This window comes from Micromonospora sp. NPDC049529 (assembly GCF_055586685.1).
Window position 1 is genome coordinate 449,217 of sequence record NZ_JBVJHT010000002.1, and the last position, 16,495, is coordinate 465,711.

Below are 16,495 nucleotides of genomic sequence, written 5' to 3' on the forward strand. Positions count from 1 at the left end.
CGCGAACTGTCAACCGACGACCCCACCTGATCAGGTCACCAATAGGATCGGGTCGCCCCACGCGTCGCTCTTACCGGGTCGTCTGTCCCGGGTAGTTCTGCCCGCCAGCTAGGGCAGGTCGAGACCGGTGCGCGTCGCGGCCGCAGGTCGGCCGAGCCAAAGTAGTGGCGTCCATCCCTGATCTCATCCAGCCGGTCCGGTCGACGCTCAGGTGGGCGTCACGCCGTCCTCACCCATTGCGATCGTCCAGCGCGGCGCGGAGCGCAACCCGCTCATCCGGGGCGAGCTCGTCGATGAATCGAACGAAAGCCCCCGGGTCGCCCTCGACGACACCGAGCGCGTCGGCGAGCAGTTCCGCAAAGAGTTGATCACGTGTCGCCACCGCCCTGTACCGGTGGGCGCGCTCATCGCGCTGCTGATCGAGCAGACCTTTTCGGGCCATGCGCTGCAGGGTTGTCAGCACCGTCGTGTAGGCGATCTGCCGGTCCGCGAGCAGCGCCTCGTGAACCTCGCGGACCGTCGCGGCACGATTCACGGTCCACAGGCAGTTCATCACCGCCCGCTCAAGTTCGCCCAATCGGACCATAATGCCATCATATGATGAGTCATATCCTCTTGACTATAGAGGTAGTACTATAGTAATAGTTGACATCTTCAGGTAAACGAGTCGTCTCGCAGCGTCACAGCTGCATCGGCAACCCGTGTTTGGTCCTGGCGGCTGGACGAGTGGGGCATGCCCGTTGACGAGCCGGCGATTTCTCGGTGGACCCGGGCGCTGCGTCAGGGCCAGCGGGCCCTGGGTGCGGGTCCTGGCATTGGCTGACCGGGCACACCTGACGTCCGGCGACTCGGAGGTGTACCCGGACTCTGCCTCGTCCGCGCGGTCCCGGCTGTGCCCATTACCGGGAGCCTGGACGCTTGCTGTCAGTCGAGGAAGGTACGCGAACGTACGGCGGCTACCTCCAGGACCGAAGGTAGAGGAGGGTTCCCCCTCCCGAGAACACGTACCGGGGTGAACCGGTTGGACTGGCGTCAAGCCGGTAGACACCTTGGCTGCCGGTGATATGCCAGCCGAGAGCCGGGGGCGTACCCTTTCTCGGGTCGCTGTTCCGCACGACGTAGATCAGGTATTCACACGCGGGGTTGAGCAGTGGCGCCAATTCCGGATCCCGAGCCATTTCCGCAGACGCCTGCGTCAGGGGCATCTTGCCGCCCACGCGTACCTCACCCGCGTGGTCCGGGCAGACGTCCCACCACCGGGCAACCCGAGGTGCCATCAGAGCTCACGAAATACCATGCCTGAGCTGAGAAAAATCGATGCTCGACGCTCAGGGGTTTGAACCCTCGGCGGGCTCATAACCCAGAGGTCGCAGGTTTCAAATCCTGTCCCCGCTACAACTGAAACACCAGGTCGGAGTCCGTCCCCGATTTTCCGGGGCCGGGCTCTTGGTCTTTGTTTCGGGCACGGTCCGGGCACGCGAAAGATCACGAGGTGACACGGGACGGCGGAATGTTGGTCTTCGCTGTGTCGGCGTCGGATCGACGTCGAGCCCCCTGTCTCAGGGGGACGCTGGTGTTGCGTCCAGGGGCATCCATGAAATCAAGGCCATCGGTCTCACGTCGACGGCAGCCCGAGCCTGCCGGCCCATGCCCCGGCTGCCCTGTGGTCGATCAGGCCCCGTTTGTCGCTTGACGGTCCGGGAGATGAGGTGGCCGAAGCTGTCGTACCGGTGGGGGATGGGTGGTCCGGTCGTGGCTCTGGGTGGTCAGTCGGTGCTGATGGGGATGGATCACCCCTCGACGAACCACGACTCCTCGAACTTGCCGAAGACGACACGTGGCGCCCCACCTGCGGGGCAGGGGCCTAGCGGGTGGGAGGCGCGAAGGCGCGGAGGAAGGTGTCGACCGCGGCCACGGCGATGTCCTGTGCCTCGCTGTCCGGAACGGCGCGGGTGCCGAACCGAGAGCGGGTCTCGATCGGACCGGTGAGCAGGCCGAAGAACTGTTGCGCGGCCTGATCCGGATCGGTCGTGCGCAGCTGTCCAGCGAGCGAGAGTCGCGCGAACCGGTCGGCGAGTGTCCGGGTGACCGCGACCGCGCCGTCCACCGGCACGACGTCGAGCAGGTCGGGGAAGCGGGTGATCTCGGCGTAGAGCAGCCGGCGCAGGGCCCAGGACCGCTCGTCGCGGTAAACACGCAGTAGATCGTGGGCCATGTCCTCGAGTGCCGTGCGCAGATCCCCGTGGTGGTCGGCGAGCCGCTCGACCGCAGCGAGGCTCTCTGCCGTCAGGTTTCCGGCCGCGGCCTCGACCGCGTGCCGGAACAGGTTGGCCTTGTCGGTCAGGTGGTTGTAGACCGTGGGCTTGGCGACGCCGGCCTCGTTGGCGATCTCGTTGACACACGCCTGGGCGTAGCCCTGGCGAGAGAACACCGCGAACGCGGCGTCCAGGATGGCCTGCCGCTTGTCGATGCGTCCGCGCATGGCCTTCCGCCCTGAGGTGGTCGGGGCCTTCACGTCGGTCACGCAGGCAGCCTACCGGCTCCCGTAGGTATGAACAAAGCGGTTCAATCGTCTGAACCTGCTTGCTCAGTACCGCATCAGACATTAACTTGAACCCGTTGGTTCAAACCTGTACTCAGGGGGCGGCGGGGACATTGATGAAGCAAGCGCGCGATGACGGTCTGGATCCCGCACTGCTGCGGCTCATCGCGGTGGTGCTGCTCGGCGGGATCATGGGCATCCTCGATGGGACGATGGTCGCCGTCGCGGTCGAGACCCTCACCGCGAGGTTCGACACTTCGGTGAGCACGATCGGTTGGGTATCCACCGGTTATCTGCTCGCCCTGGTGGTGACCATCCCGGTCACCACCTGGGCGGTCGACCGGTTCGGCGCCCGGCGGCTCTGGCTGTTCGGCCTGCTCCTGTTCCTGTTCGGCTCGCTCGCCTCCGGGTTGGCCTGGAGCGTCCAGAGCCTGATCGTGTTCCGACTGCTCCAGGGCGTCGGCGCGGGCATCCTCGACCCGTTGGTGCTGACACTGCTGGTCCGGGCCGCCGGTCCCAGGCGCGCGGGACGGGTCATGGGCCTGATGGGTGCGGTTCTTCCGCTCGGTCCGGTGCTCGGGCCGGTCGTCGGTGGTGTCGTCCTGGACAGTCTGAACTGGCGCTGGATGTTCCTGGTCAACCTACCGATCGGCGTGGTCGCGTTCCTGCTCGCCCTGCGGGTCATACCGGTCGACACGCCGACCACGGAACGGTCGCAGAGCCGCCTCGACCTCATCGGTCTGGCGTTGAGCGGCCCGGGCGTGGCTGCGTTGATCCTGGCCCTGACCCAGGTGGCGCACACCGGTGAGTTCGTGTCCGGGCCCGTGCTCGTACCGCTGGCGCTCGGCATGGCCCTGCTGCTCGGGTACGGGGTGCACGCGCTGCGGACACGGGAGACACCGCCGCTGATCGACCTGCGCCTGTTCCGCAGCCGGAGCTTCTCCGCCAGCGTCACCGTGCAGGGGCTCGTCGGAGTGGCCACCTTCTCGGTGCTCTTCGTTCTGCCGCTCCAACATCAGCAGATACACGGCCAGGGCGGCAGTGCGCTGATAGCCGGGCTGCTGGTGGCGCCGATGGGCCTGGGGGCCGTTCTGTCAATGCCGGTGGCCGGGCGGCTCAGCGACCGTCTCGGCGCTCGAGGGCTTGCCCAGGGCGGCGCGATGGTCGCGATCCTGAGCGCGTTCGCCTTCACCCAGATCGGGGCGGAGACCCATCCTTTCTGGCTCGGGCTGGCCGCGTTCGCCATCGGCGTCGGACTGGGCTTCGTCGGAGCGCCGACGATGGGGTCGCTCTACCGGACGCTCCCTGGTCACCTGGTGCCACAGGGCAGCTCGGTGCTCTACATGCTGAACCAACTCGGAGCCTCGATCGGCATCGCCGTGGTGGTGGTCATCGTCGACATCGCCGGTGACGACGACCCGATGCGCGGCTTTCACAGCGTGTACTGGTGGGTGTTCGCCACGGTCCTGGTCATCCTCGCCGGCAGCACCATGCTGCCCGGTCGGCCGGAAGAGCAGGCGGCCGTTCCGGCCGGCCCGTCGGACCCGGCAACAGTCTCCAGCAGCGCACAATGAGGTGAACGAGGTGGATAGGGGTCGTGTCCAGTCCGACCCCTATCCACCTCGTGTCCGTGCTCGTCCGGACAATTTCAATGCCGCTTGATTCGGATTCGCAGGTGGGCGAAACACTCTCGACACATTCGCTTAATATATAGACATATGTAAAATCTTTCACAAAACATTGCCGGATTCATAAGGAAACGTGTATAAATCAATTAGCAATCTTAGAGTTGATTCCGGGGCTGTCGCTAGGTTGCGATGCAGGGTCAGCGGGCCTGGCGGTGCCGGCGCTCCCATTGGTACGAGCGACGGCTGCTCGCCGTCGGATCGATTCTGCGGGTAAGGCGTATCGAACGGGGTATCCTGATGCAAATTCTCGTTGTCGAAGAGCAGACGCCAACTGTCAAGCCGCTCGGCGATGAGCTGGCACGCAACGGCTACCGAACCAGGACCGCCAGCACCGGAGCCACTGCTCTGGAGACGTACGGGGACGCCGAACTGGTCGTCCTTGACGTCGACCTGCCGGACATCGACGGACTTGAAGTGTGCCGTCAGATCCGGTCACGCAGCCAGACCCCGGTGATCGCCCTGACCGACGGTGGCACCGGCGTCGACCGGGTACTGGTACTCCAGGCAGGCGCGGACGACTGCATGGACAAGCCGTACGAGTTCCGGGAACTGCTCGCGCGCATCGAGGCCGTGATGCGCCGGGCCCGCTGCGTCGAGGAGCCCCAGCCCCGGGCGAACCAGCTCTCGATCGACGGTCTGTGCATCAACGCGGCCACCCGGGACGTACGGGTGCACGGCCAGGCGGTGGACCTGACCCGCAAGGAGTTCGACCTCCTCTACTACCTGGCGCGTCATCCGGACAATGTGCTCAGCCGGAAGCGGCTGATGGCCGAGGTGTGGGGGGACTCGACGCTGCATGCTCGCAGTTCCCGGGGCAGCCGGACGATCGACACCCACGTCAGCTCTCTGCGTAGCAAGATCGGCAGCGGCTGGATCCGTACCGTGCGCGGGATCGGTTTCCGGTTCGGCAAGGCCGGCGGGGTGCGCTGACACCCCCGTCGCCCGGGACGTCGACCACTGGGAGGAGGCCACCGTGCGCAAGGTACTCATTGCCAACCGGGGCGAGATCGCGGTCCGGATCGCCCGTGCCTGCCGGGACGGCGCGATCGCGAGCGTCGCCGTCTACGCCGAACCCGACCGGGACGCGCCGCACGTGCGGCTGGCGGACGAGGCGTTCGCGCTCGGCGGCGACACCGCCGCGACGAGCTATCTGGACATCGGGAAGATCCTGGCCGCGGCGGCCGGTTCCGGTGCCGACGCGGTACACCCCGGATACGGCTTCCTGTCCGAGAACGCCGACTTCGCCCAGGCCGTGATCGACGCCGGACTGGTGTGGATCGGCCCACCACCGGCGGCGATGCGATCGCTCGGGGACAAGGTGGCCGCCCGGCACATCGCGCACCGGGTCGGCGCGCCACTCGTCGCCGGTACCGGAGGCCAGGTCTCCGGTGTGGCGGAGGTCGTCGCGTTCGCGGAGGAAAACGGCCTGCCGATCGCGATCAAGGCTGCCTTCGGTGGGGGTGGACGCGGGCTCAAGGTGGTCCGTACCTTCGATGAGATTCCGGAGCACTACGAGTCCGCGGTTCGCGAGGCGGTCGCCGCGTTCGGTCGGGGCGACTGTTTCGTCGAGCGCTACCTCGACCGGCCGCGGCACGTGGAGACGCAGTGCCTGGCCGACCGGCACGGCAACGTCGTGGTCGTCTCGACCCGGGACTGCACGCTGCAACGCCGGCACCAGAAGCTGGTCGAGGAGGCACCGGCACCGTTCCTGACCCCGGCGCAAACCGCGCAGCTCTACGCCGGGTCCAAGGCGATCCTGAGGGAGGCCGGTTACGTCGGCGCGGGTACCTGCGAGTTCCTGGTGGGGCGGGACGGCGCGATCTCCTTTCTGGAGGTCAACACGCGATTACAGGTGGAGCACCCGGTCACCGAGGAGATCACGGGGATCGATCTGGTGCGGGAGATGTTCCGCCTGGCCGAAGGCGGACGGCTGGACTACCCCGACCCGCAACCCCGGGGCCACTCCATCGAGTTCCGGATCAATGGTGAGGACCCCGGCCGAGGCTTCCTGCCCACGCCCGGGACGGTGACCCGGTTCGCGCTGCCCGCCGGGCCCGGTGTACGGGTCGACTCGGGCGTGCAGACCGGCAGTGTGGTCGGGCCGGCGTGGGATTCGCTGCTTGCCAAGCTGGTGGTCACCGGAGCCACCCGGGAACAGGCCCTGGACCGGGCGGCCCGGGCCTTGGCCGAGTTCGAGGTCGAGGGTCTCGCCACGGTCCTGCCGTTCCACCGCACGATCGTGCGTCACCCCGCGTTCGCGCCACGGCCCGGTGGCGAGTTCGACGTACACACCCGGTGGATCGAGACCGAGTTCGTCAACGAGATCGCACCATTCCCGGGCGGAGGCGGGATCGGCGACCCCGACACCGGACGGCGGGAGACCATCGTCGTCGAGGTCGGTGGGCGGCGTCTGGAGGTCTCGTTGCCCTCGTCGTACGGTCCGCAGAGCCCGGGCGCCACGACCACGGGTGAACATCGGCCGCTACGCGCGGCGGTGCGCAGGTCCACGCCGGTGTCGACGGGCGACACGCTCGCCTCGCCCATGCCGGGCACGATCGTCAGGGTCGCCGTGGACGAGGGACAGCACGTCGAGGATGGGACGCTCGTCGTCGTGCTGGAGGCGATGAAAATGGAGCAGCCGGTGCACGCGCACCGCTCCGGCATCGTCAAGGGCCTGCGTGCGGAGGTCGGCGCACCGGTTGGTACCGGCGCCGTGATCTGTCAGATCGAGGATCCGTCGATTTGACGACTCTCTGACATTCCTTTGCGCAACTCTTTGATGTCGATCGCTTGCTCTGTGCCGCGACATCGAACAGGATAAAAGTATCTTCTGGAGCTGTTATTCGCACCGCGTAGCCACGGCGGTGCACCGCCAGGAGCGCAGGTTCATTTCACGATCCGTTTACCCCGGGAAACCGCACGCGTACCCATGCGAGTCGGGAGAGGTTTGTGGACGCTTCGGTCATCATTGTTGGAGCAGGGCCCGTCGGTCTTATGCTCGCCGGTGAGCTGCGCCTGGCCGGGATCGACGTCATTGTTCTGGAGCGCCTTCCCCGGCGTACCGGAGAATCGCGCGGAATTGGATTCACCGTCCGGACAATGGAAGTCTTCGACCAGCGTGGGCTGCTACGTCGCTTCGGTGAGTTCGAGACCACCACCGTCGGCCACTTCGGCGGGCTCCCGCTGGACATCGGAATCCTCGGCGGCGTCCACCGGGCCGCCCGAACCGTGCCGCAGTCCGAAACCGAGCGGGTCCTGGAGGGATGGGCCCGCGAACTCGGCGTCGACATCCGACGAGGGTACGAGTTCGTCGATCTGACCGACGTCCAGACCGGTGTCCAGGTCAGGGTACGGGGCGACGACGGTGAGCAGGTCCTGCGCGGGGGGTACCTCGTCGGCTGCGACGGTGGCCGGAGCACGGTTCGCCGGTCTGCCGGGTTCGACTTCCCCGGCACCGCCGCCACGACCGAACTGCTCCTCGCCGACCTGCGTGGTATCGAACTGGAGCCACGGATGACCGGGCAGCAGGTCGCGGGCGGAATGGTGATGGTCGCCCGGCTGCCCGGCGGAATCCACCGCATCATCATCGGCGAACGCGATGCCCGGCCGCAGCGGCGGATCGGCCCACCCACCTTCGAAGAGGTGGCCGATACCTGGAAGCGGCTCACCGGTGTCGACATCTCGCACGCCGAACCGGTCTGGGTCAGTGCCTTCGGCGACGCCGCCCACCTCGTCACGGAGTACCGGCGTGGCCGGGTGCTGCTCGCCGGGGACGCCGCGCACGTACACCTGCCGGCCGGCGGGCAGGGGATGAACACCGGTGTCCAGGACGCGGTCAACCTGGGCTGGAAGCTGGCCGCCGTGGTCGGCGGCAGCGCGCCGGAATCGCTGCTGGACACGTACCACAGCGAGCGGCACGAGGTTGGCCGGCGGCTGCTCACCAACACCCAGGCACAGGGACAGCTCATCCTCGGCGGCGCCGAGGTGCAGCCGCTGCGGGACGTGCTCTCCGAACTGATCGGGTACGAGGAGGTCAGTCGACACCTGGCCGCCAAGGTGAGCGGACTGGACATCCGGTACGACGTCGGCGACGGCAGCCCCCTGTTGGGGGCGCGGATGCCGCATCTGGACCTGATCTCCGGCAACCGCCGGACCAGCAGCACGGAATTGCTCCGACGAGGTCGCGGTGTCCTGCTGGACCTCAATGACAACGCGGTACTGCGGTCGCGTGCGTGGCGCTGGCGCGAACGGGTCGACACCGTCACCGCGACCGCACCGGCCATCGCGGACCACAGCACGCTCGCCGGCATCACGGCCGTACTGCTGCGACCTGACGGTCACATCGCCTGGCTCGCTCCCGGCAGTCACCATGACCTGCCGACGGCACTGGACCGCTGGTTCGGGCATGTCCGCTGACTTCTCGCGAGAGGACATCATGCACAGCACTCTGATCGTGGCCCGGATGGCAGCCGACTCGGCCGACGACGTCGCCCGTCTCTTCGGCGCGTTCGATGACACGCCCATGCCGCACCGCATGGGAACCCGCCGTCGTCAGCTCTTCTCGTACCAGGGCCTCTACTTCCACCTCCAGGACTTCGACGACTCCACCGGCGCGGAGCGGATCGAGCAGGCGAAGACCGAGCTCCCGTTCATCCAGATCAGCGAGGACCTGAAGCCCTTCATCTCGGCGTACGACCCGGCGACCTGGCGATCCCCCGCAGACGCGATGGCCCGGCGCTTCTATCACTGGGACGCGTCGTGACCTCGGCCGGTGGTCGGCGGGTGGTCATTACCGGCATCGCCGTCACCGCGCCCGGCGGTTTGGGCGTCAAGGACTTCTGGCAACTGCTCACCGACGGGCGGACCGCCACCCGACGGATAACGTTCTTCGACCCGTCCCCGTTCCGCTCCCAGGTCGCCGCCGAGGTGGACTTCGACGCCGAACTGCACGGACTGCGCCCGCAGGAGATCCGCCGGATGGACCGGGCGGCACAGTTCGCGGTGGTGACCGCCCGGCAGGCGGTCGCGGACAGCGGACTGGAGTACGACCGCCTCGATCCGCACCGTACCGGCGTGACCGTCGGCAGCGCGGTCGGCGCGACGATGGGCCTGGATCAGGAGTACCGCACCGTCAGCGACGACGGTCGGCTTGACCTGGTCGACCACGTGTACGCGGTGCCGCACCTGTACAACTACCTGGTACCCAGCTCGTTCGCGACCGAAGTGGCCTGGGCGGTGGGTGCCGAGGGACCGAGCACGGTGGTGTCGACGGGTTGCACGTCCGGGCTGGACGCGATCGGGTACGCGACCGAGCTGATCCGGGACGGCGCGGCCGACGTGATGATCGCCGGGGCCACGGACGCTCCGATCTCGCCGATCACCGTTGCCTGCTTCGACGCGATCAAGGCGACCACCCCGCGCAACGACGACCCCGAACACGCGTCCCGGCCGTTCGACGCCAGCCGCAACGGGTTCGTCCTCGGCGAGGGGGCGGCCATGTTCGTGCTGGAGGAACTGGGCAGTGCCTGGGCCCGTGGCGCGACCGTCTACGCGGAGGTGGCCGGCTACGCCACCCGATCCAACGCGTTCCACATGACGGGGCTGCGGCCGGACGGCCGAGAGATGGCCGAGGCGATCCGGCTGGCCATGGACGAGGCCCGGATCAACCCGGAGGACGTCGACTACGTCAACGCGCACGGCTCCGGCACCAAGCAGAACGACCGCCATGAGACCGCCGCGTTCAAGCGGAGCCTCGGCGAGCACGCCCGGAAGGTACCGGTCAGCTCGATCAAGTCGATGGTCGGGCACTCGCTGGGTGCCATCGGGTCGATCGAGGTCGCCGCCTCCGCGCTGGCGATGACCCACCACGTCGTTCCGCCCACGGCCAATCTGCACACCCCGGACCCGGAATGCGACCTCGACTATGTGCCGCTGAGCGCCCGTGACTGGCACACCGACACGGTGCTCTCCGTGGGCAGCGGCTTCGGCGGGTTCCAGAGTGCCATGGTGCTCGCCCGGCCCGACCGGAGCCCGCGATGAGCGCGTCCACCGTGGTCACCGGGCTCGGGGTCGCCGCGCCGAACGGTCTGGGACTGGAGGAGTACTGGTCCGCCACGCTCGCCGGGCGCAGCGGCATCGGCCGGGTGACCCGGTTCGACCCGTCGCCGTACCCGGCCCGCCTCGCCGGGGAGATCACCGGGTTCGACGCGGGGCGGCACCTGCCCAACCGGTTGCTGCCGCAGACGGATCGGATGACCCGACTCGCGCTGGTCGGCGCCGACTGGGCGTTTGCCGACGCCGGGGTCCAGCCGCAGGAGATGTCCGAGTTCGACATGGGTGTGGCCACCGCCAGCCACTCCGGTGGGTTCGAGTTCGGGCAGAACGAACTGAAGGCGCTGTGGAGCAAGGGCGGACGGTACGTGAGCGCGTACCAGTCCTTTGCCTGGTTCTATGCGGTCAACAGCGGCCAGATCTCCATCCGCAACGGGATGCGCGGACCGTGCAGTGTGGTCGTCAGTGACCAGGCCGGCGGCCTGGACACGGTCGCGCAGGCCCGGCGCCAGGTACGCAAGGGCACGCCGCTGATGGTCACCGGCGCGATGGACGCCTCGATCTGCCCGTGGGGCTGGGTGGCCCAACTGGCCAGCGGGCGGCTGAGCGTCAGCGGGGACCCCGGCCGGGCCTACCTGCCCTTCGACGCCGAGGCCTGCGGGTACGTGCCAGGCGAGGGCGGTGCGCTGCTGGTCCTGGAGGACGCCGGACACGCTCGGCGGCGCGGCGCCGCCCACGTCTACGGCGAGATCTCCGGGTACGCCGCGACCCTCGACCCGAGGCCGGGCAGCGGCCGGGAGAGTGGGTTGCGGAAGGCGATCGAGCTGGCACTGCGGGACGCGGAGGTGGCACCGGAGGAGATCGACGTGGTCTTCGCCGACGCGGCCGGGGCACCGGACCTGGATCGGACCGAGGCCGAGGCGATCACCGTCGTCTTCGGCTCCCGGAAGGTACCGGTCACCGCGCCGAAGACGATGACCGGACGGTTGTACTCCGGCGCGGCGCCCCTGGACCTGGCCACGGCGCTGCTGAGCATCCGTGACGGCGTGATCCCGCCGACCGTCCACGTGCGTCTTGCCGACCGGTACGACATCGATCTGGTCCAGGACGGCCCCCGCGTCGCCCCGGTGCGCGCGGCGCTGGTGCTGGCCCGTGGCTACGGCGGTTTCAACTCGGCCATGGTGGTGCGCCACGTCGCCGGGTGAGAGATCGAGACCCAGGAACGCAAAGCCGAAACACCGAAGGGATGTACGGGAATGACACCTGACGGCTCTTTCAGCGATGAAGACCTCAAGCGGATCCTGCGCGAAGGCGCTGGCTCGGACGAACGCGTCAACCTCGACGGCAACATCCTCGACATCACGTTCGAGGAACTGGGCTACGACTCGCTCGCGCTCCTCGAGACCGGTGGTCGGATCGAACGTGAGTACGGCATCAGCCTCGACGACGACGCGCTCTCCGGCGAGCACACTCCCCGCGCCCTGGTCGAACTCGTCCGTGGCCGGCTCGGCACCGCCGGGGGCTGAGCCGAGGAAGACCGGGGACGGGCCACAAAGGTGCGCTCGCCGACCAACTCACACCGAGGGATGGACATGAGTCAACAGGCGTCGAAGGTCGCGCTCGTCACCGGGGCGACCAGTGGGATCGGCCTGGCCGTGACGAAAACGCTCGCCGGCCAGGGGTACCGGGTCTTCCTCTGCGCGCGGACCGCGGACCGGGTGGCCGGCACGGTGAAGGAACTGCGGGACCAGGGGTACGACGTGGACGGCGCCGCCGCCGACGTCCGTTCGCCGGAGGACATCCGGAGTGCCGTGCAGGCGGCGGTACACCGGTTCGGGCCGGTCGACGTGCTCGTCAACAACGCCGGCCGCAGCGGTGGTGGGGTGACTGCCGAGATCACCGACGAACTGTGGCTCGACGTCATCAACACGAACCTGAACAGTGTCTTCCTGATGACCCGCGAGGTGCTGACCACCGGCGGCATGCGGGACCGGAAGTCCGGTCGCATCATCAACATCGCGTCCACCGCGGGCAAGCAGGGTGTCGTACTCGGTGCCCCGTACTCGGCCTCGAAGCACGGGGTGGTCGGTTTCACCAAGGCGCTCGGCAACGAGCTGGCGCCGACCGGCATCACGGTCAACGCCGTCTGTCCCGGTTATGTCGAGACGCCGATGGCCGAGCGGGTCCGGCAGGGGTACGCCGCCGCCCACGGCACCTCGACCGACGAGATCATGCGACGGTTCACGGCCAAGATCCCGCTCGGCCGGTACTCCACCCCGGAGGAGGTCGCGGGCCTGGTCGGCTACCTCGCCTCGGATACCGCCGCGTCGATCACCTCGCAGGCGCTGAACGTCTGCGGCGGCCTGGGCAACTTCTGACCTTGACCGCTACTTCCGCCGTGCCGACCACGGCATCTGACGAGAGGAGACCGGTGTGACCCGGAACGAGGTCCGCGAGGTCGAGCACGAAATCACTGTGCGTGCCGCCGGCAGCGAGGTGTACCGGCTGCTTGCCGAGGTGGAGAACTGGCCCCGGCTGTTCCCACCCTCGGTGTACGTGGACTACCTGGAGCGGGACGGGAACGAGGAGCGGATTCGGATCTGGGCCACGGCCAACGACGACGTCAAGAGCTGGACGTCGCGTCGCCTGCTCGACCCGAAGGGGCTGCGGATCGAGTTCCGCCAGGAGGTTTCCGCACCTCCGGTGGCCGAAATGAGCGGTACCTGGATCATCGAACCGCAGGGCGAGGGACAGACCCGGTTGCGGCTGCTGCACCGGTACCGGGCCGTCGATGACGACCCCGCCGGACTTGCCTGGATCGCGAAGGCGGTGGACGGCAACAGTCGGGCCGAGCTGGGATCGCTGCGGACCAACCTCGAACTGGCCGCGGGTGCGGCGGACCGGTTCCTCTCGTTCGAGGACAGCGTCCAGGTCAACGGCTCGGCCAAGGACGTCTACGACTTCGTCAACGAGGCCCAGCTGTGGGCCGAGCGGTTGCCGCACGTCGCCCAGGTCGAGCTGACCGAGGCAACCCCCGGCCTGCAGGTCCTGCGGATGGACACCCGTACCCGCGACGGGTCGACGCACACCACGGAGTCGGTCCGCGTCTGCTTCCCGTACCGCCGGATCGCCTACAAGCAGATCACGCTGCCCGCGTTGATGACCCTGCACACCGGCTACTGGGAGTTCACCGAGGACGACCACGGGGTCACGACGGCCACCTCCCAGCACACCGTCATGATCAACACGGAGAACATCGGCCGGATCCTCGGTCCGGAGGCCGGTCTGACCGAGGCCCGGACCTTCGTCAGAGAGGCGCTCGGCAACAACAGCGGTGCCACCCTCAACCACGCCAGGGAGTACGCGGAAGCGAGGCGCTGAGGCCGTGGATGGCGTACTGGACACCGACGTCATCGTCGTCGGGGCGGGGCCGGTCGGGCTGATGCTCACGGGCGAGCTGCGTACCGGCGGCGTCCGGACCATCACGCTGGAGCGGCTGACCGCGCCGACCACCGAGTCCCGAGCGTCCATCCTGCATACCCGCACGATGAGGCTGCTCGCCGAGCGCGGCGTGCTGGACCGGCTGGGCCAGCTACCCCACGGTGGCGCCGGTCACTTCGGCGGCATCCGGCTCGACCTGGCGGCGGCCCTCGCCGGTCATCCCTTCGCCGGCCAGTGGGAGTGTCCGCAGCCCCGGATCGAGGCGGTGCTCCAGGAGTGGGTCACGGACCTCGGTGCGGAGGTACGGCGTGGGCACGTGGTGACCGGCCTGACCCGGTACGCCGACCGGGTCGAGGTCGACGTGCTGGCGCCCGACGGCAGCGCGCGCCGGCTCTCTGCCGCCTATCTGGTCGGCTGCGACGGCGAGCGGAGCACGGTACGCCAACTGGCCGGATACGACCTGGTCGGGGTGGACGCCACCCGGCAGATGCTGCGGGCCGACGTCACCGGGATCGACATCCCCGACCGGAGGCTCCAGCGCCTGCCCGACGGGGTGGCCACCGCGTACCGCCGCGCTGACGGCACCACCCGGCTCATGGTGCGCCGCCACGGTCGGCCTCCCCGCGGCGGCGCGGGCGAGCCGGACTTCGCCGAGGTGGTCACCGCCTGGGCCGAGGTGACCGGCGAGGACATCGGTCACGGCGTACCCCGGTGGCTCAACCGCTTCGACGACAGCAGCCGCCAGGTGACCCGGTATCGGCGGGGCCGGACACTGCTCGCCGGTGACGCCGCGCATGTCCAGATGCCGGTCGGGGGGCAGGCGCTCAACCTCGGCCTGCAGGATGCGCTCAACCTCGGTGGGAAGCTCGCCGCCCGGCTCGCCGGCGCGGCGGGCGACGAGATCCTCGACTCGTACCACGACGACCGGCACCCGGTCGGAGCACGCACGCTGACCAACATCCGAGCGCAGGCGCTGCTGCTGTTCGGCGGCCCGGAGACGGACGCGCTGCGCGCTGTCTTCGCAGAACTGCTGGACATCGACGCCGTCCGGAGCCACCTCGCCCGGATGATCAGCGGCCTGGACATCCGGGAGACCAGCCCGGCTCCCGCTGCCGTCCCCGGGTCGGGGTTGCCGGCCGAGGACGACCGGGCACACCGTTCCGCTTCGATCGACAGGAGGTTCACCATGGACAGGCTCAGCGGCAAGACGGCACTCGTCACCGGTTCCAGCCGGGGCATCGGCCGGGCGACGGCCCAGCGGTTGGCCCGCGAGGGTGCCCTGGTCGCCGTGCACTACGCGACCAACGAGGAGGCGGCGCGGGAAACCGTCGCCGTGATCGAATCCGACGGTGGCCGGGCCTTCCCGGTCCGCGCCGAACTGGGCGTACCGGGCGACGTCCACGAACTGTTCCTGGCGTTGGAGCAGGGACTCAAAGAGCGTACCGGCGACACCACGCTCGACATCGTGGTGAACAACGCGGCCGAGACCGCGGCGACCGGCATCGCGCCCGAGGACGTCACGCCGGAACAATTCGACCGGTACTTCGCGGTGAACGCCCGAGCGCCGTTCTTCATCGTGCAGCGCGCGTCGAGCCTGCTGCCCGAGGGCGGGCGCGTCATCAACATCTCCTCCGGCATCACCCGCTGCGCAACTCCCGAACAGGCTGTCTACGCGATGACCAAGGGCGCGATCGAGCAGATATCGCTGCACTTCGCCCGGCACCTGGCCCAGCGCGGGATCACGGTCAACACGGTGGCGCCCGGCATCACCGACAACGGCGGCGCAGTCTTCGGCAACCCTGAGGTGGTCGAGCAGCTGGCGCGGCTGTCCGCATTCAACCGGGTCGGCGATGCCGGGGACGTCGCCGACGTGGTCACGTTCCTCGCCACCGACGAGGCCCGCTGGATCACCGGCGCGTTCATCGACGCCAGCGGCGGCACCCTGCTCGGGCCGTGACCCACCCGCTATCCGAGTCGAGAGGGCAACCATGACCTCCAGCAGCACCCGTGTCGCACTCGTAACCGGGGCCAACAAGGGCATCGGGCGTGCGGTCGCCCGGCAGCTGAGCGTGCTCGGCATGTGCGTCTACCTCGGGGCACGTGACGAGGACCGGGGGCGGACGGCCGAGCGCGACCTGCGGGCCGACGGCCTCGACGTCCGGTTCGTACGGCTCGACGTCACCGACGAGTCCTCCGTCGCCCTCGCCGCCAAGCGGATCGACGAGGAGGTGGGCCGGCTCGATGCCCTGGTCAACAACGCCGGTACCGGCGGTCCGCCGACACCACCCAGCCAGACCCCTACCGACCAGGTACGGCGTACCTTCGAGACGAACGTGTTCGGCGTCGTCACGGTGACCAACGCGATGTTGCCGCTGCTCCGACGGTCGCCGGCCGGCCGGATCGTGAACGTCAGCAGTCTGCTGGGATCGCTGACGCACGCCGCCGAACGGACCGACCCGACCGGCCTCTTTCCACCCGGTGTCTTCCCGGTGGTGCTGGACTACAACACCTCGAAGGCCGCGCTGAACGCCGTCACCGTCACCTACGCCAACGAACTGCGGGACACCGGCATCCTGGTCAACGCCGTGTCGCCGGGCTTTGTCGCCACCGACATCAACGATCACCGGGGAGTACTCACGCCCGAGCAGGGCGCGCGTATCCCGGTACTGCTGGCGACCCTCGGCGACGACGGCCAGACGGCCACGTTCGTCAGCGAGGACGGCACCGCGACCGGGCTGCGGCTGGGCTGGTGAGGCACCTGGCCCGGCAGGAC

Annotated in this window: 14 protein-coding genes; 12 read left to right on the forward strand and 2 right to left on the reverse strand. The window is 68.7% G+C overall.

What is annotated here, in order from left to right; genetic code table 11:
* Nucleotides 1–229: 229 nt before the first annotated feature.
* The gene (locus ACZ6QQ_RS04700; protein WP_465874337.1) at nucleotides 230–577 is read right to left on the reverse strand and encodes a BlaI/MecI/CopY family transcriptional regulator; all 348 of its coding nucleotides are present in this window, start codon (nucleotides 575–577) and stop codon (nucleotides 230–232) included.
* A 1,287-nt stretch (nucleotides 578–1,864) separates the two neighbouring features.
* The gene (locus ACZ6QQ_RS04705) at nucleotides 1,865–2,524 is read right to left on the reverse strand and encodes a TetR/AcrR family transcriptional regulator (protein ID WP_465874338.1); all 660 of its coding nucleotides are present in this window, start codon (nucleotides 2,522–2,524) and stop codon (nucleotides 1,865–1,867) included.
* A gap of 134 nt (nucleotides 2,525–2,658) precedes the next feature.
* Here ACZ6QQ_RS04705 and ACZ6QQ_RS04710 point away from each other — a divergent pair, with 134 nt between their 5' ends.
* From ACZ6QQ_RS04710 to ACZ6QQ_RS04765, 12 genes are all read left to right on the forward strand, one after another.
* Nucleotides 2,659–4,116, forward strand: coding sequence for a DHA2 family efflux MFS transporter permease subunit (locus ACZ6QQ_RS04710; protein WP_465874340.1), 1,458 nt, complete (start codon nucleotides 2,659–2,661; stop codon nucleotides 4,114–4,116).
* A gap of 351 nt (nucleotides 4,117–4,467) precedes the next feature.
* Nucleotides 4,468–5,160: a response regulator transcription factor gene (locus ACZ6QQ_RS04715; RefSeq protein WP_465874342.1), complete on the forward strand. Its 693-nt coding sequence runs from the start codon at nucleotides 4,468–4,470 to the stop codon at nucleotides 5,158–5,160.
* 43 nt (nucleotides 5,161–5,203) lie between these two features.
* The gene (locus ACZ6QQ_RS04720) at nucleotides 5,204–6,976 is read left to right on the forward strand and encodes an acetyl/propionyl/methylcrotonyl-CoA carboxylase subunit alpha (RefSeq protein ID WP_465874343.1); all 1,773 of its coding nucleotides are present in this window, start codon (nucleotides 5,204–5,206) and stop codon (nucleotides 6,974–6,976) included.
* A gap of 203 nt (nucleotides 6,977–7,179) precedes the next feature.
* Complete coding sequence (locus tag ACZ6QQ_RS04725; RefSeq protein WP_465874345.1) at nucleotides 7,180–8,646, forward strand: FAD-dependent monooxygenase; 1,467 nt, start codon at nucleotides 7,180–7,182, stop codon at nucleotides 8,644–8,646.
* 19 nt (nucleotides 8,647–8,665) lie between these two features.
* On the forward strand, nucleotides 8,666–8,992 hold the full coding sequence (locus ACZ6QQ_RS04730) for a TcmI family type II polyketide cyclase (RefSeq protein ID WP_465874547.1): 327 nt from the start codon (nucleotides 8,666–8,668) through the stop codon (nucleotides 8,990–8,992).
* Nucleotides 8,989–10,269: a beta-ketoacyl-[acyl-carrier-protein] synthase family protein gene (locus ACZ6QQ_RS04735; protein WP_465874347.1), complete on the forward strand. Its 1,281-nt coding sequence runs from the start codon at nucleotides 8,989–8,991 to the stop codon at nucleotides 10,267–10,269. The genes ACZ6QQ_RS04730 and ACZ6QQ_RS04735 overlap by 4 nt, the downstream gene beginning before the upstream one ends.
* Nucleotides 10,266–11,486, forward strand: coding sequence for a ketosynthase chain-length factor (locus ACZ6QQ_RS04740; protein ID WP_465874348.1), 1,221 nt, complete (start codon nucleotides 10,266–10,268; stop codon nucleotides 11,484–11,486). The genes ACZ6QQ_RS04735 and ACZ6QQ_RS04740 overlap by 4 nt, the downstream gene beginning before the upstream one ends.
* A gap of 51 nt (nucleotides 11,487–11,537) precedes the next feature.
* Nucleotides 11,538–11,807 (forward strand): acyl carrier protein, encoded by a 270-nt coding sequence (locus tag ACZ6QQ_RS04745; RefSeq protein ID WP_465874350.1) that lies wholly within the window; start codon nucleotides 11,538–11,540, stop codon nucleotides 11,805–11,807.
* A 66-nt stretch (nucleotides 11,808–11,873) separates the two neighbouring features.
* Nucleotides 11,874–12,659: a 3-oxoacyl-ACP reductase FabG gene (gene fabG, locus ACZ6QQ_RS04750; protein ID WP_465874352.1), complete on the forward strand. Its 786-nt coding sequence runs from the start codon at nucleotides 11,874–11,876 to the stop codon at nucleotides 12,657–12,659.
* Between the two features lie 55 nt (nucleotides 12,660–12,714).
* A complete protein-coding gene (locus tag ACZ6QQ_RS04755; protein ID WP_465874354.1) occupies nucleotides 12,715–13,662 on the forward strand; it encodes an aromatase/cyclase in 948 nt (315 codons plus the stop codon).
* A 4-nt stretch (nucleotides 13,663–13,666) separates the two neighbouring features.
* Nucleotides 13,667–15,679 carry an SDR family oxidoreductase gene (locus tag ACZ6QQ_RS04760; protein ID WP_465874355.1) on the forward strand — a complete coding sequence of 671 codons (2,013 nt, stop codon included), beginning with the start codon at nucleotides 13,667–13,669 and terminating at the stop codon, nucleotides 15,677–15,679.
* Nucleotides 15,680–15,710: 31 nt separating this feature from the next.
* Nucleotides 15,711–16,475, forward strand: coding sequence for an SDR family oxidoreductase (locus ACZ6QQ_RS04765; RefSeq protein WP_465874357.1), 765 nt, complete (start codon nucleotides 15,711–15,713; stop codon nucleotides 16,473–16,475).
* The last annotated feature ends 20 nt before the right edge of the window (nucleotides 16,476–16,495 follow it).